The organism is Sporosalibacterium faouarense (assembly GCF_016765695.1).
In the GTDB taxonomy this organism is placed as follows: domain Bacteria; phylum Bacillota; class Clostridia; order Tissierellales; family VENL01; genus Sporosalibacterium; species Sporosalibacterium faouarense.
Genome location: NZ_JAETGO010000032.1, coordinates 1 through 15,326 on the forward strand (window position 1 = coordinate 1; position 15,326 = coordinate 15,326).

General features: G+C 35.1%; 13 protein-coding genes and 1 other annotated feature. All 13 genes read left to right on the forward strand.

The window, feature by feature from the left end; all coding sequences use genetic code 11:
- Positions 1 to 307: 307 nt before the first annotated feature.
- The 13 genes from rpmG (at position 308) to fusA (ending at position 15,242) form a co-directional block, all read left to right on the forward strand.
- Positions 308 to 478 carry a 50S ribosomal protein L33 gene (rpmG, locus tag JMO20_RS04780; RefSeq protein ID WP_207753436.1) on the forward strand — a complete coding sequence of 57 codons (171 nt, stop codon included), beginning with the start codon at positions 308 to 310 and terminating at the stop codon, positions 476 to 478.
- A 41-nt stretch (positions 479 to 519) separates the two neighbouring features.
- Positions 520 to 732: a preprotein translocase subunit SecE gene (secE, locus tag JMO20_RS04785; protein WP_202708401.1), complete on the forward strand. Its 213-nt coding sequence runs from the start codon at positions 520 to 522 to the stop codon at positions 730 to 732.
- Between the two features lie 133 nt (positions 733 to 865).
- Positions 866 to 1,393, forward strand: a complete 528-nt coding sequence (gene nusG / locus JMO20_RS04790) for a transcription termination/antitermination protein NusG (protein WP_202708402.1) — start codon at positions 866 to 868, stop codon at positions 1,391 to 1,393.
- 134 nt (positions 1,394 to 1,527) lie between these two features.
- On the forward strand, positions 1,528 to 1,953 hold the full coding sequence (gene rplK / locus JMO20_RS04795; RefSeq protein WP_202708403.1) for a 50S ribosomal protein L11: 426 nt from the start codon (positions 1,528 to 1,530) through the stop codon (positions 1,951 to 1,953).
- Between the two features lie 50 nt (positions 1,954 to 2,003).
- Positions 2,004 to 2,705 carry a 50S ribosomal protein L1 gene (gene rplA, locus JMO20_RS04800; RefSeq protein WP_202708404.1) on the forward strand — a complete coding sequence of 234 codons (702 nt, stop codon included), beginning with the start codon at positions 2,004 to 2,006 and terminating at the stop codon, positions 2,703 to 2,705.
- Between the two features lie 65 nt (positions 2,706 to 2,770).
- Positions 2,771 to 2,919: a sequence feature (ribosomal protein L10 leader region), on the forward strand.
- Between the two features lie 28 nt (positions 2,920 to 2,947).
- Positions 2,948 to 3,481, forward strand: coding sequence for a 50S ribosomal protein L10 (gene rplJ / locus JMO20_RS04805; RefSeq protein WP_202708405.1), 534 nt, complete (start codon positions 2,948 to 2,950; stop codon positions 3,479 to 3,481).
- 54 nt (positions 3,482 to 3,535) lie between these two features.
- On the forward strand, positions 3,536 to 3,919 hold the full coding sequence (gene rplL, locus JMO20_RS04810; RefSeq protein WP_202708406.1) for a 50S ribosomal protein L7/L12: 384 nt from the start codon (positions 3,536 to 3,538) through the stop codon (positions 3,917 to 3,919).
- A 376-nt stretch (positions 3,920 to 4,295) separates the two neighbouring features.
- Complete coding sequence (gene rpoB / locus JMO20_RS04815) at positions 4,296 to 7,994, forward strand: DNA-directed RNA polymerase subunit beta (protein WP_202708407.1); 3,699 nt, start codon at positions 4,296 to 4,298, stop codon at positions 7,992 to 7,994.
- A gap of 63 nt (positions 7,995 to 8,057) precedes the next feature.
- On the forward strand, positions 8,058 to 11,579 hold the full coding sequence (rpoC, locus tag JMO20_RS04820; RefSeq protein WP_202708408.1) for a DNA-directed RNA polymerase subunit beta': 3,522 nt from the start codon (positions 8,058 to 8,060) through the stop codon (positions 11,577 to 11,579).
- A 144-nt stretch (positions 11,580 to 11,723) separates the two neighbouring features.
- Positions 11,724 to 11,966 (forward strand): ribosomal L7Ae/L30e/S12e/Gadd45 family protein, encoded by a 243-nt coding sequence (locus JMO20_RS04825; RefSeq protein WP_202708409.1) that lies wholly within the window; start codon positions 11,724 to 11,726, stop codon positions 11,964 to 11,966.
- Between the two features lie 33 nt (positions 11,967 to 11,999).
- Positions 12,000 to 12,413 (forward strand): 30S ribosomal protein S12, encoded by a 414-nt coding sequence (gene rpsL, locus JMO20_RS04830; protein ID WP_202708410.1) that lies wholly within the window; start codon positions 12,000 to 12,002, stop codon positions 12,411 to 12,413.
- Between the two features lie 156 nt (positions 12,414 to 12,569).
- Entirely contained in the window at positions 12,570 to 13,040 is a 471-nt protein-coding gene (gene rpsG / locus JMO20_RS04835; RefSeq protein WP_202708411.1) for a 30S ribosomal protein S7, read from the forward strand.
- Between the two features lie 135 nt (positions 13,041 to 13,175).
- A complete protein-coding gene (gene fusA / locus JMO20_RS04840) occupies positions 13,176 to 15,242 on the forward strand; it encodes an elongation factor G (protein WP_202708412.1) in 2,067 nt (688 codons plus the stop codon).
- The last annotated feature ends 84 nt before the right edge of the window (positions 15,243 to 15,326 follow it).

Consider the following 15,326-nt stretch of genomic DNA (forward strand, 5'->3'; position numbering starts at 1 on the left):
CTATTCGTGAAGGTGGAAGAACAGTAGGAGCTGGAGTTGTTACTAAGATAGTTGAGTAATTAGATATAAAAGACTAGGTCTTTTGACCTAGTCTTTTTAAAATAAGATGTCTAAAATATTAAGGTTTTAGTATTTTCTCATCTTTTATGGAAATAATATTTTAAAGCTAGACCAAAATATGTATGAATTGCAATTTTTTATTGACATGCTTTTTATAATGTGATAGTTTATATAAAGTAATGTAGTTATATGATTGGGTATTTGTGCCCGTATATAAAGAATTTGTATATATAAGAAGAAGTATTCAATGTGGCAGGAGGTGCGAATTGTGAGAGTGAAGATAAGACTTGCTTGTACAGAGTGTAAGCACAGAAATTATGATACGACAAAAAATAAAAGAACTGATTCTGGAAGAATTGAACTAATGAAATATTGTCCTAACTGCAAAAAGCACACTAATCATAAGGAAACTAAGTAATTAAGAGTAATTTAAATAAACAAGTAAGGATGTGAAGTTATATGGCAGCACAAAGCAGTTCTAACAAAGGTGGAGTAAAAAGAATAGGTAACTTCTTTAAAAGTACAAGAGCTGAATTAAAGAAAGTAAGCTGGCCAAACAAAAAAGAACTGATCAATTATACAATTGTAGTTTTTGCTGTTTGTGCACTAATATCTTTTGTTGTTTGGTTATTAGATACTGGTTTTCACGAACTTTTGCAAGTAATTGTATAAAAATTCTTATGTAATAAGGTTTTATTATTTATAGAACCACGACTCTTAAAATACTTAATTCTAATCAGATAGTACTTTTAAAATATGAGGATATAAGGGAGGTAAGAGTCCTATTATTAGGTCTCTGAATGCTATGACAGATAAGTCAGATAAAGCAAAATGGTATGTAGTTCATACTTATTCCGGACATGAAAAAAAAGTTCAGGCTAACATAGAAAAGCTTGTAGAAAATAGAGGAATGCAGGATGTAATTTTTGAAGTAAAGGTACCCACGGAAGAATACGTAGAGAACAAAAATGGCAAAAAGAAGATTAAAGAAAGAAAAATGTTCCCAGGATATGTGTTAGCTAAGATGATAATGAACGATGAATCATGGTACCTTATTAGAAATACTCGAGGCGTAACGGGCTTTGTTGGCCCTGGGTCTAAACCTGTACCACTTACAGAGCAAGAAGTAAGAGCTTTAGGTGTACAAGAAGCATTACCTAATATAGATATTGCAGTAAAAGATAATGTAAAGGTTGTTTCCGGACCATTTGAGAACTTTATTGGAACAGTTGAAAGTATTAACATGGAAAAGAGAAAGCTTAAGGTTTTCGTTTCAATGTTTGGTAGGGAAACTTTAGTGGAACTAGACTTTGATCAAGTAGAAAAATTATAATAATATACTAACCATAAGGTATAACCTAAAACTGTTAATAAAGCTATTAAAGCTTTTTTATAGATATAAGATGCTTATATTTAGTGGGAGGGGTAAACCCGACTAACCACAAATTTGCAAGGAGGTGTAAAGACATGGCAAAGAAGGTTGCAGCTGTTGTTAAATTACAAATACCAGCTGGTAAAGCGACTCCAGCACCACCTGTAGGTACTGCATTAGGTCCACATGGTGTTAATATCATGGGATTCTGTAAGGAATTTAATGCAAAAACTGCAGATCAAGCTGGGATGTTAATACCAGTTGTTTTAACAGTATACCAAGATAGATCATACAGCTTTATCACTAAGACTCCTCCAGCTGCTGTATTAATTAAAAAAGCAGTAGGATTGGAAAAAGCTTCTGGAGAGCCAAACAGAAAGAAAGTAGCGACAATAACTCAAGATCAAATTAGACAAATTGCAGAAACAAAAATGCCTGATTTAAATGCAGGTAGTATAGAAACTGCAATGAGTATGATTGCTGGAACAGCAAGAAGTATGGGAATTGTTGTAGAGGACTAAGAAATAAGTGGGAGGTCTAAACCGTTAATACCACGAGGGAGGTTGTAAATATGCCAAAAAGAGGCAAGAATTATCAAAATAGCATTAAGGAATTTGATAGAGAAGCAGTATATGATACACATGAAGCTATTGAATTAGTACAAAAAACAGCTAAAGCAAAGTTTGACGAAACAATTGAATTGTCTGCTAGACTTGGAGTTGACCCAAGACATGCTGACCAACAAGTAAGAGGAGCAGTAGTTTTACCTCATGGTACTGGTAATACTAAGAGAGTTCTTGTTTTTGCTAAAGGAGATAAAGCCAAAGAAGCAGAAGCAGCAGGAGCTGACTTTGTTGGAGCTGATGAATACGTAAATAAGATTCAAAATGAAAACTGGTTTGACTTTGATGTTGTTGTTGCAACACCTGATATGATGAGTGTTGTAGGTAGATTAGGTAGAGTATTAGGTCCTAAGGGATTAATGCCAAATCCAAAGTCTGGTACTGTTACATTTGACGTTGAAAATGCAGTTAATGAAATAAAAGCAGGTAAAGTAGAGTATAGAGTAGATAAGACTAGTATAGTTCACGTAGTAATTGGTAAAGCTTCATTCGGTACTGAAAAGCTTGAGGAAAACTTTAACACTATAATGGATGCTATCGTAAAAGCAAGACCTGCTGCTGCTAAGGGAAGATACCTAAGAAGCGTTGTTATTTCAAGTACTATGGGACCTGGAATAAAAATCAACCCGCAAAAATTAATGGATAAATAAATTTTGTGTTGACAACATAAGTTATTATTGATAGAATAATAAACGTTGTAAATACGATAATAAATTTAATATAGATTGATTAACCGTAGACAGTAGGTGCCATTTGGTTTAAATTGTTAGCCTACCGAGGTTGAGTATTTGATACACTTGATTCCTATGTTTTAAGATATCAATGACCTCTCCGTGTCTACGGAGAGGCTTTTTATTATTCATTACTTTTTATAGGAGGAGGTGGCAAAAGCATGAGTTCAATAATAGAACAGAAAAAACTTGTAGTTCAAGAAATCAAAGACAAAATTGACAAAGCCGACTCGATAGTTCTTGTTGATTATAGAGGTCTTAATGTTGAAGAAGTTACTGAATTAAGAGAGAAGTATAGAGAAGCAAATGTTGATTATAAGGTTTATAAAAATACAATGATGAGATTTGCTTTCAAAGAAGCTGGGTTAGAAGAATTCAATAAATTCTTAACTGGGCCTAATGCGGTAGCTTTTGGTTATGAAGATGCGGTAGCACCAGCTAAGATAACTAGTGAATTCGCTAAAGACCACAAAGCTCTTGAGATAAAGGGTGGAATCGTTGATGGCAAGCTTATGGACTTAGAAGGAGTTAAGGCATTAGCAGACCTACCTTCAAGAGAAGTTCTTATAGCTCAAGTACTTGGTGGATTAAATGCACCAATATCTGGATTTGCAAATGTACTTCAAGGTACAATGAGAAACTTAGTATACGCTCTAAATGCTGTTAGAGAAAAGCAAGAAACAGCACAAGCATAAATCAACAAAATAAAAAATAAAAAAATTATAATAAATTTACGGAGGGATTTAGAAATGGCAAGTGAAAAAATTCAAAATTTAATTGAAGAGGTTAAGAATCTTACAGTATTAGAATTATCAGAATTAGTAAAAGAATTAGAAGAAGAGTTTGGAGTAAGCGCTCAAGCACCTATGGCTATGGCAGCTATGCCAGCAGCTGGAGCAGCAGGTGGAGCAGAAGAAGAGCAAACTGAATTTGATGTTATCTTATCAAACGTAGGTAGCGGAAAAATTAAAGTAATTAAAGCTGTTAGAGGAATTACTGGTTTAGGATTAAAAGAAGCTAAAGAACTTGTAGATAACGCTCCTAAGGCAATAAAAGAAGGCGTGTCTAAAGAAGATGCTGAAGATATCAAGAACCAATTAGAAGAAGCTGGAGCTTCTGTAGAAGTAAAATAATAACTTTGATTAAAAGACAGCTCTGGGAAAATCCCAGAGTGTCTTTTTATTAATAAAGAGGGTTTCATTTTAATGGAGTCCTTTTTTATTGCAATTCGCCTAAGCAATAAATCTTACCAATCAAACTATTTCTTATCTAGTTAATTCAAATAAAATTCAGAAAAAGGTAATCTAAAACATTATAAAAGAATTGCTTGACAACTTTACATCAGTGTGATAGTATTATTTAATGCGTAATAGGCTAAAATTGGCATAATACTTGAATAAAATATTTCCTACTTGGAAATATTATAATAGATATGTTATGATGCAAAATTTACCAAAAGTAGTTTTTTTTACTTTTGGGTATTTTACTGTTGAATAAGGGGTGAATTATATGGTGCATCCTGTTTCTCTAGGCAAACGGGAGAGAATGAGTTATTCACAAATTAATGAAGTGTTAGATTTACCAAATTTAATTGAAGTTCAAAAAAGGTCCTATGATTGGTTTTTAGGTGAAGGACTTAAAGAAGTTTTTGAGGACATATCACCAATACAGGACTATACTGGAAACCTTATTTTGGAATTCGTTGACTATTTTGTTAGCGGAGAACCTAAGTATGATGAAGAGGAATCTAAAGAGCGCGACGTTACATATGCGGCACCACTAAAGGTAAAAGTTCGTCTTATTAATAAGGAAACTGGTGAGGTTAAGGAACAAGAAGTATTTATGGGTGATTTTCCATTAATGACGGAGAAAGGTACTTTCATTATTAATGGAGCAGAAAGAGTTATTGTTAGTCAGCTAGTAAGATCACCAGGGGTATATTACAACAGCGAGATGGACAAAACAGGTAAGAAGTTATTCTCTGCTACAGTAATACCTAATAGAGGAGCTTGGCTTGAATATGAAAGTGATTCAAATGATATAGCCTATGTTAGAGTGGATAGAACTAGGAAACTACCTCTTACTGTGTTATTAAGAGCTTTTGGATATGGTTCAGATGCAGAAATTCTTGAACTACTTGGTGAGAGTGAACAAATTTTAAAGACATTAGAAAAAGACAATACTAAAACCCAAGAAGAAGGGTTATTAGAAATCTATAAGAGACTAAGACCAGGAGAACCACCTACTGTTGATAGTGCTAATTCTTTAATTAATTCTCTATTTTTTGATGCAAAGAGATATGACTTAGCAAAAGTAGGTAGATATAAGTTTAATAAAAAGTTGGCTCTTAGACACAGGATAGTAAATAGAAGGGCTGCAGAAAATATTATTGATCCTAATACTGGAGAAATACTAGTAGAAAGTGGAGAGAAGATTGTTAGAAAGAATGCCCTTAAAATTGAAGGATTAGGAATAAATACTGTAGATGTTTATACAGAAGAAAATAGAATTGCTAGGGTAATAGGCAACCATTTTGTTGACGTTAAGGCTTTTGAATTACCTTTCTCTTTAGAAGATTTAGGATTAAGAGAAAAGCTTTATTATCCAGTTATGAAGGAAATATTAGAAGAGTATTCCGATGAAGAAGAAATTAAAAACGCTATTAAAGATAGGATTCGCGAATTGTCACCTAAACATATTTTGATTGCAGATATTATAGCATCTGTTAATTATCATTTTAATCTATTCCAAGAAATAGGTAATGTTGATGACATTGACCACCTAGGCAATAGAAGAATTCGTTCGGTAGGTGAATTATTACAAAATCAATTTAGAATCGGATTAGCAAGAATGGAAAGAGTCGTAAGAGAAAGAATGACTATTCAAGATATTGATGTTATAACTCCTCAAGCTTTAATTAATATTAGGCCTGTGGCGGCATCAATTAAAGAATTCTTTGGTAGCAGTCAGCTGTCACAATTCATGGATCAAACCAATCCTTTATCTGAATTGTCTCATAAAAGAAGAATGTCAGCCCTTGGACCTGGTGGGTTAAGCAGAGATAGAGCTGGATTCGAAGTTAGAGACGTACACCATTCTCATTATGGAAGAATGTGTCCAATCGAGACACCTGAGGGTCCAAACATTGGATTAATTACATCTTTATCTACTTATGGTAGAATAAATGATTATGGTTTCATTGAAGCACCTTATAGAAGAGTTGACCAAGAAAGAGGTGTTGTGACTAATGAAATCGAATATCTGACTGCTGATCAAGAAGATGATTTCATTATAGCTCAGTCTAATGAAGAATTAGATGAAGAAGGTAAATTTGTAAACAAGAAGGTTATCGTAAGGGCACAAAACGGTGTAATTGATGTTGTTCCAAGGGAAGAAATAGACTATATGGATGTTTCTCCTAAACAAATCGTATCAGTAGCTACATCTATGATACCTTTCTTGGAAAATGATGATGCTACCAGAGCTCTAATGGGTGCCAACATGCAGAAACAGGCAGTTCCATTGTTGAAGGCAGAAGCACCTATTGTAGGAACCGGTATGGAGTATAAAGCAGCGAAGGACTCTGGATCAGTAGTGCTTACTAAGAGTGATGGACTGGTTACAAGGGTAACTGCTAATGAAATAACTATTAAAAGAGATGAAGATGGACAGTTAGAGAAGTATAAGCTTCTTAAATTTAAACGCTCAAATCAAGGTACTTGTGTTAATCAAAGACCAATTGTTGAGAGTAATGAAAAAGTTAAAAAAGGCCAAGTTATAGCTGATGGTCCTTCAACTGATCTTGGAGAAATCGCATTAGGAAAGAATCTATTAATTGGATTTATGACTTGGGAAGGCTATAACTATGAGGATGCTATATTAATAAATGAAAAGTTAGTAATTGAAGATGCATTGACATCTATTCACATAGAAGAATATGAATCTGACGCAAGAGATACTAAGCTTGGCCCAGAGGAAATAACTAGGGATATACCAAATGTAGGAGAAGACTCTCTTAAGAACCTAGATGAGAGAGGTATTATTAGGATTGGTGCTGAGGTTAAAGCCAATGACATCCTAGTAGGTAAAGTTACTCCAAAGGGTGAAACTGAGCTTACGGCAGAAGAGAGATTGTTAAGAGCAATATTTGGTGAAAAAGCTAGGGAAGTTAGAGATACATCTCTAAGAGTTCCCCACGGTGAAGAAGGAATAGTAGTAGATGTTAAAGTCTTCACTAGAGATAATGGTGATGAACTGTCTCCAGGAGTAAATCAACTTGTTAGAGTTTATGTTGCTACCAAACGTAAGATAAACGTAGGAGATAAGATGTGTGGTAGACATGGTAATAAAGGGGTTATCTCGAGGATATTGCCTCAAGAAGATATGCCATATCTTCCAGATGGAACGCCATTAGATGTTGTACTTAATCCACTAGGTATACCATCTCGTATGAATATTGGTCAGGTACTAGAAGTTCACTTGGGAATGGCTGCTAAAGCATTAGGTTGGATGATAGCTACTCCTGTATTTGATGGAGCTCATGAGGATGATATTGAAGAAGCATTGAAGGATGCTGGATATTCTGAGACAGGTACAATACAACTAAAAGATGGAAGAACTGGTGAACTATTTGATAACCCAGTTACAGTTGGGTATATGTACATGCTTAAGCTGCATCACCTTGTTGATGATAAAATTCATGCTAGGTCCACTGGTCCTTACTCACTAGTAACTCAGCAACCTCTAGGAGGTAAAGCTCAGTTTGGAGGTCAGAGATTTGGTGAGATGGAAGTTTGGGCTTTAGAAGCATATGGTGCTTCGTATACATTACAGGAAATTTTAACTGTTAAGTCAGATGATGTAGTAGGGCGTGTTAAGACCTATGAAGCAATAGTTAAAGGGGAAAACATTCCAGAGCCTGGAATACCTGAATCATTTAAGGTATTGATTAAGGAATTACAAAGTTTATCCTTAGATGTTAAAGTATTATCAGAAGGGGATAGTGAAATAGAAATCAAAGAATCCGTGGATGATGAAATCAGCGAATTAAACATTGGCTTAGATAAGCGAGAAGATTCTGGTGATGAAGATTTAGCAGACCCAGATGATGATTACGAAGAAGACGATGATTATGAAGATGATGACGATTACGATGACGATAATGATAATGATGACTATGATGATTACGACGATGACGATGATTATTAAAACTAATTATATATGTTAGATAAGTAAGGGAAAAAATTACTTATAGAAGGGAGAGAAAGCTCCTTGTTAGAACTGAACAATTTTGATTCAATAAGAATTGGGCTAGCGTCTCCAGAAAAGGTAAGAAGATGGTCAAGAGGAGAAGTAAAAAAGCCCGAAACAATTAACTACAGAACGCTAAAACCAGAAAAAGAAGGGCTTTTCTGTGAAAAAATCTTTGGTCCGACTAAGGACTGGGAGTGTCACTGTGGTAAGTACAAAAGAGTAAGGTATAAAGGAGTAGTATGTGACAGATGTGGTGTTGAGGTCACAAAATCAAAGGTTAGAAGAGAAAGAATGGGTCATATTGAATTGGCAGCTCCAGTATCTCATATTTGGTATTTTAAAGGGATACCAAGTAGAATGGGCTTAATAATGGATATGTCACCAAGATCTTTAGAGAAAATATTATACTTTGCTTCTTATATTGTAATTGATCCAGGTGATACGCCACTTTCTCAAAAGCAATTATTAAGTGAAGGTGAGTACAGAGAAGCAATAGAAAAGTATGGAAGAAGCTTCAGAGCAGGTATGGGAGCTGAAGCTGTTAAAGAATGCTTAGCTAATATTGACTTAGAAAAAGAAGTAAAAGAGTTGAGAATGGCTCTTAAAGAAAGTTCAGGTCAGAAGAGAGTAAGAATTATAAGAAGATTAGAGGTTGTAGAAGCTTTTAGACAGTCAGGAAATAGACCTGACTGGATGATATTGGACGTTATTCCAGTAATACCACCTGATTTAAGACCAATGGTACAGCTTGATGGTGGTAGATTTGCAACATCAGATTTAAATGATTTATATAGAAGAGTTATTAATAGAAATAACAGATTAAAGAGACTACTTGATTTAGGAGCACCAGATATCATTGTTAGAAATGAAAAAAGAATGCTTCAAGAGGCTGTAGATGCCTTGATTGATAATGGTAGAAGGGGAAGACCAGTTACAGGGCCTGGTAACAGACCTTTAAAATCTTTATCTGATATGCTAAAAGGTAAACAAGGTAGATTTAGACAGAACTTATTAGGTAAGAGGGTTGACTACTCTGGACGTTCTGTTATCGTTGTAGGACCAGAACTAAAATTCTATCAGTGTGGATTACCTAAGAAAATGGCATTAGAGTTATTTAAGCCATTTGTTATGAGAAAGCTAGTGAACGAAGGTCATGCCCACAATATTAAGAGTGCTAAAAGAATGGTAGAAAAGGTTAAGTCCGAAGTTTGGGATGTACTTGAAGAAGTTATTAAAGAGCATCCAGTACTTCTTAACCGTGCACCTACTCTTCATAGATTAGGTATTCAGGCTTTTGAACCAGTATTAGTAGAGGGTAAAGCGATAAAACTACATCCTCTAGTATGTACAGCTTATAATGCTGACTTTGATGGAGACCAGATGGCGGTACACGTACCTTTATCTTCAGAGGCACAAGCAGAAGCAAGGTTCTTAATGCTAGCGACAAACAATATCTTAGCACCTAAAGATGGTAAACCAATTACTACACCAACACAGGATATGGTTTTAGGTTCATATTACCTAACTATAGATATTGAAGGTGAAAAAGGTGAAGGTAAGGTATTTAAAGATTTTGATGAATTGTTATTAGCATATTATAATGGTGCCGTTGGATTACACGCTAAAGTAAAAATGAAGTGTAAGCTAAATAAAGAGGATATTCAAGGAAAACTTGTAGAGAGTACAGTTGGAAGATTTATATTTAATGAAAATGTTCCACAGGATTTAGGCTTTGTTGATAGAAAGAAAGATCCTTACTCACTGGAAGTAGATACCTTGGTTGACAAGAAAATGTTAGGTAAAATTATAGAGAAATGCTTTAGAAAGCATGGAAATACAGTTACATCTATTATGCTTGACCATTTAAAAAATCTTGGTTTCCATTTCTCTACTATTGGAGCTATGACAATCAGTATAGGTGACATTGAAGTTCCTGATGAGAAGGAAAAACTGTTATCGGAGGCTGAAGCAGTAGTAGATAAATATGAGAAAGCATATAGAAGAGGTTTGATTTCAGATGAAGAAAGATATGAGAAGGTTATTGAGGTATGGAATAGAACTACTGAGAAAGTAACTGAAGCGTTAATGAATAGTTTAGATAGATTAAATAATGTATTTATTATGTCCCATTCAGGTGCGAGGGGTAGTAGAAACCAGATCAAGCAGCTTGCTGGTATGAGGGGACTTATGGCCAATGCCTCTGGTAGAACAGTTGAGCAGCCAATCAAGTCTAACTTTAGAGAAGGACTAACAGTTTTAGAGTTCTTCATATCTACTCACGGATCTAGAAAGGGTAATGCCGATACGGCATTAAGAACTGCCGACTCTGGCTATTTAACAAGAAGACTAGTTGATGTAAGTCAGGACGTTATAGTAAGGGAAGAAGACTGTGGAACAGACCATGCTTTAGTAGCTTCGGCATTTAGAGACGGTAAAGAAGTAATTGAGGAATTAAAAGATAGAATTGAAGGTAGATATTCCTTTGAAGATATAACTCATCCAGAAACTGGTAAAATAATAGTTGAAAAAGATGAGCGTATTACTGAGGATATCGCTGAAGAGATAGTAGATGCAGGTATCAATGAGGTTAAGATAAGAACAGTTCTTGGTTGTAGAACTAGACATGGTGTTTGTGCAAAATGCTATGGAACTAACCTTGCGACAGGAAATGTGGTTAATGTTGGAGAATCTGTTGGTATTATAGCTGCTCAGTCCATCGGGGAACCAGGAACTCAGCTTACGATGAGAACCTTCCATACTGGTGGTATAGCAGGCTCAGATATCACACAAGGTTTACCAAGGGTTGAAGAGTTATTTGAAGCTAGAAAGCCAAAAGGTCTTGCTATGATATCAGAAATTGCTGGTACAGTTTCTATAAAGGAATCAAAACGTAAGAAAGAGGCTATAATAACTGGCGAAGATGGAGAATCGAAGTCATATACTATACCTTATGGTTCTAGATTAAAGGTTAAAGAAGGCGATGCTATTGAGGCCGGTGACGAGCTAACAGAAGGATCAGTTAATCCTCATGACATATTAAAGATTAAAGGTACTTTAGGGGTTCAATCATATCTTGTAAAAGAAGTACAGAGAGTTTATAGAATGCAAGGTGTTGATATACATGACAAGCATATAGAGGTAGTTGTCAGACAAATGCTTGGCAAGGTTAAAGTAGAGGATTCTGGAGATACTGATCTTCTACCAGGAGGACTTGTAAACATCTTTGATTTTGAAGAGGAAAATAAGAAAGTTGAGGATCAAGGAGGAGAGCCAGCAACTGCTCGAAGAGTATTACTTGGTATAACGAAGGCTTCTCTAGCAACTGAATCATTCTTATCTGCAGCTTCCTTCCAGGAAACTACAAGGGTATTAACTGAAGCAGCTATTAAGGGTAAAGAAGATAACTTGATTGGACTGAAAGAAAATGTAATTATTGGTAAATTAATCCCAGCTGGTACGGGGATGAAGAAATATAAAAACATAGCAGTCAACACACTAGAACCTCAAGAAACTGATAACGAAGCAGAGATGGAACTTTAACAATATAACTGTTGACAGCATAACTAACTGGTGTTAAAATATATGAGTGTTTGAGTTTATAGAGTTGACTCTTTTACAATCTAAAGGATTATGTAGTTTTATACTGCATAATCTTTTAGATATTACAATAAGGAGGAAACTTAAGTGATACCAAAAATCAATGAAAGAAAAAAGATTGTAGGTACGAAACAGGCTAAAAAGGCTGTTGCCAACGATGAGGTAGATGTCGTCTTTATAGCAAAGGATGCAGATGGATATATTATAGATAGCCTTATTATGTTATGCCAAGAAAAAAATGTAGAAATATATTATGTTGATACAATGAAAGAATTAGGAAAAGCCTGTGGGATTGACGTAAGAGCAGCTTCTGCTGCGCTACTGAAATAATTAAAAGAATAATTGGAAGGAGGTGCCGAGTAGATGCCAACTATTAATCAGCTAGTGAGAAAAAGTAGAAAGAAAACTACAAAGAAGACTAAATCTCCACACTTAAATATTGGATTTAACTCTTTGAAGAAAAAGCATACTGATGTAAGCTCGCCTCAAAAAAGAGGAGTTTGTACTGCTGTTAAAACTATCACACCTAAAAAGCCTAACTCAGCCTTAAGAAAGATTGCCAGAGTAAGACTTACTAATGGTATGGAAGTTACTGCATACATTCCTGGTATTGGACATAACTTACAAGAGCATAGTGTTGTTCTTATAAGAGGTGGAAGAGTTAAAGACTTACCTGGTGTTAGATATCATATTGTTAGAGGTACATTAGATACAGCAGGTGTGGAAGGAAGAATGCAAAGTAGGTCAAAATATGGTGCAAAGAGACCTAAGAAGTAAATTTAGTTTAAATTACTAGTGCGAAAATGCAGTGAGAAAGCCCAAAATACTTTAGATATTAAAGCTGTGTTCACATATAGCATTTAGTGCACAACGACAATCTCAGATTGTCGAGTACCAATGACTTAGTCTTAGATTATTAAGGAGGGAAGCGAAGTGCCAAGAAAAGGAAGTATACCAAAAAGAGAAGTAATGCCTGATCCATTATACAAAGATAAAGTAATAACTAAACTTATCAACTCAGTAATGTTAGATGGTAAAAGAGGAGTAGCTCAAAAGATTGTGTATGATGCTTTTGATTATGTTCAGGAAAAGACTGGTGAAGAACCACTAGAAGTTTTCCATAAAGCTCTTGATAACATCATGCCTGTATTAGAAGTAAAGGCTAGACGTGTTGGTGGATCAAACTACCAAGTACCAATTGAAGTTAGACCTGAAAGAAGGCAAACACTTGGTCTTAGATGGCTAGTTACGTACTCTAGAAAAAGAGGCGAAAGAACTATGAGAGAAAAACTAGCTAAAGAAATTATGGATGCAGCTAATAACACTGGAGCTAGTGTTAAGAAAAGAGAAGACACTCACAAAATGGCTGAAGCTAATAAAGCTTTCGCACACTACAGATGGTAGTTGGGTGCTTATAAATCATCCACTTTATATATATTTAGAGAGATAAATATTAATTAATAGATAGATATGTTTAATGTTGAATTTTTTGGGAACTATAAGAAATAGGTAAATTCAGCAGCAGAAAGGAGGACTAGTATGGCTAGAAAAGTATCTTTGAAAAAAACCCGTAATATAGGAATTATGGCGCATATTGATGCAGGGAAAACAACAGCTACTGAAAGGATTCTATTTTATACAGGTAGAGTTCATAAAATAGGAGAGACTCATGAAGGCGCGTCACAGATGGACTGGATGGAGCAAGAGCAGGAAAGAGGAATCACAATAACTTCTGCTGCGACTACTACGTTCTGGAGAGATCACAGAATTAACATCATTGACACACCTGGCCACGTGGATTTCACTGTAGAGGTTGAAAGATCATTACGTGTTCTTGATGGTTCAGTAGCTATATTTGATGCTAAAAGTGGTGTTGAGCCACAGTCTGAGACAGTTTGGCGTCAAGCTGATAAGTATAATGTACCAAGAATTTGTTTTGTAAACAAAATGGATAAGATGGGAGCAGACTTCTATTTTTCAGTTCAAACTATGAAGGATAGATTAAAGGCTAATGTTGTTCCAATCCAACTTCCAATAGGAGCAGAAGAAAAGTTTGTAGGTATCATCGATCTAGTAAACATGAATGCAAAAATATATAAAGATGAATTAGGTCAAGATATTGAGACTACAGAAATTCCTGATGAATTAAAAGATAAAGCAGAAGAATATAGAGAGCAACTTCTTGAAGCTATCTCCGACCAAAATGAAGAAATAATGATGAAGTATTTAGAGGGTGAAGAGATTGGCGTTGAAGAGATTATGGATGCAATAAGAAAAGCAACTATTAATGTTGATATAATACCAGTTCTTTGTGGTTCAGCATATAAGAACAAGGGTGTTCAGTTGCTAATTGATGCAGTTGTTGACTATATGCCTTCACCATTAGATGTTCCGGCTATTAAAGGATTATTACCTGAATCTGAAGAAGAAGCTGAAAGAAAATCTTCTGATGAAGAGCCATTTTCAGCTCTAGCATTCAAAATTATGACAGACCCATATGTAGGTAAATTATCTTTTTTTAGAGTATACTCAGGAGTGATGGAGGCAGGGTCATACGTTCTAAACTCTACAAAGAATAAAAGGGAAAGAGTTGGACGTATACTTCAAATGCATGCTAACTCTAGAGAAGAAATAAGTCAAGTATATGCAGGAGATATAGCAGCAGCTATAGGACTTAAGGATACAACGACTGGTGATACGTTATGTGATCCAGACAACCCTATTATCCTTGAATCAATGGAATTCCCAGAGCCTGTTATTTCTGTAGCTATAGAGCCAAAGACAAAAGCAGGTCAAGAAAAAATGGGTATTGGACTACAAAAACTTGCAGAAGAAGACCCAACATTTAGAACTTATACTAATACAGATACAGGTCAAACAATTATCGAAGGTATGGGAGAGCTTCACTTAGAGATAATCGTAGATAGATTATTAAGAGAATTTAAAGTAGAAGCTAATGTTGGTGCTCCACAAGTTGCTTATAAAGAGAGTATTAAAGGTTCAGCAGATGTTGACCAAAAATACGCTAAGCAGTCTGGTGGTAAAGGTCAATATGGTCATGTTAAGATTCGTCTTGAATCTCTTGAGCCTGGATCTGGATATGAATTTGTTGATGAAATTAAAGGTGGATCTATTCCTAAGGAATACATTCCTGCAGTTGATCAAGGAATTCAAGAAGCAGCTGAAAGTGGTATCTTAGCAGGATATCCAGTGTCAGACTTTAGAGTTACATTATATGATGGTTCATATCATGAGGTTGACTCCTCAGAGATGGCCTTTAAAATTGCCGGCTCAATGGCATTTAAAGAAGCAGCTCGAAAAGCTAACCCTGTTATATTAGAGCCATATATGAAGGTTGAAATATTAGTACCTGAAGAATATATGGGAGATGTAATGGGTGATGTTAACTCTAGAAGAGGTAGAGTAGAAGGCTTTGCTGATAGAAATGGAGTTAAAGTAGTAGATGCCTTTGTACCTTTAGCAGAAATGTTTGGTTATGCAACTGATTTACGTTCTAATACTCAAGGTAGAGGAAACTACTCTATGGAATTAGATCATTTTGAAGTAGTACCAAAGAGTATTGCTGAAGATATAATGGGCAAATAATTCTATAAAATTAAGATTAAGTATTAAGGAGGAATTGAAAAATGGCAAAAGCAAAATTTGAAAGAAATAAGCCACACGTAAACA

Bases quoted from the DNA above. Each gene is read 5' to 3' on its own strand.
- rpoB (WP_202708407.1), top strand. From the start codon at position 4,296: ATGGTGCATCCTGTTTCTCTAGGCAAACGGGAGAGAATGAGTTATTCA.
- nusG (WP_202708402.1), top strand. From the start codon at position 866: ATGACAGATAAGTCAGATAAAGCAAAATGGTATGTAGTTCATACTTAT.
- rplJ (WP_202708405.1), top strand. From the start codon at position 2,948: ATGAGTTCAATAATAGAACAGAAAAAACTTGTAGTTCAAGAAATCAAA.
- secE (WP_202708401.1), top strand. From the start codon at position 520: ATGGCAGCACAAAGCAGTTCTAACAAAGGTGGAGTAAAAAGAATAGGT.
- rplK (WP_202708403.1), top strand. From the start codon at position 1,528: ATGGCAAAGAAGGTTGCAGCTGTTGTTAAATTACAAATACCAGCTGGT.
- rplL (WP_202708406.1), top strand. From the start codon at position 3,536: ATGGCAAGTGAAAAAATTCAAAATTTAATTGAAGAGGTTAAGAATCTT.
- fusA (WP_202708412.1), top strand. From the start codon at position 13,176: ATGGCTAGAAAAGTATCTTTGAAAAAAACCCGTAATATAGGAATTATG.
- rpsL (WP_202708410.1), top strand. From the start codon at position 12,000: ATGCCAACTATTAATCAGCTAGTGAGAAAAAGTAGAAAGAAAACTACA.
- rpmG (WP_207753436.1), top strand. From the start codon at position 308: ATGTGGCAGGAGGTGCGAATTGTGAGAGTGAAGATAAGACTTGCTTGT.
- rplA (WP_202708404.1), top strand. From the start codon at position 2,004: ATGCCAAAAAGAGGCAAGAATTATCAAAATAGCATTAAGGAATTTGAT.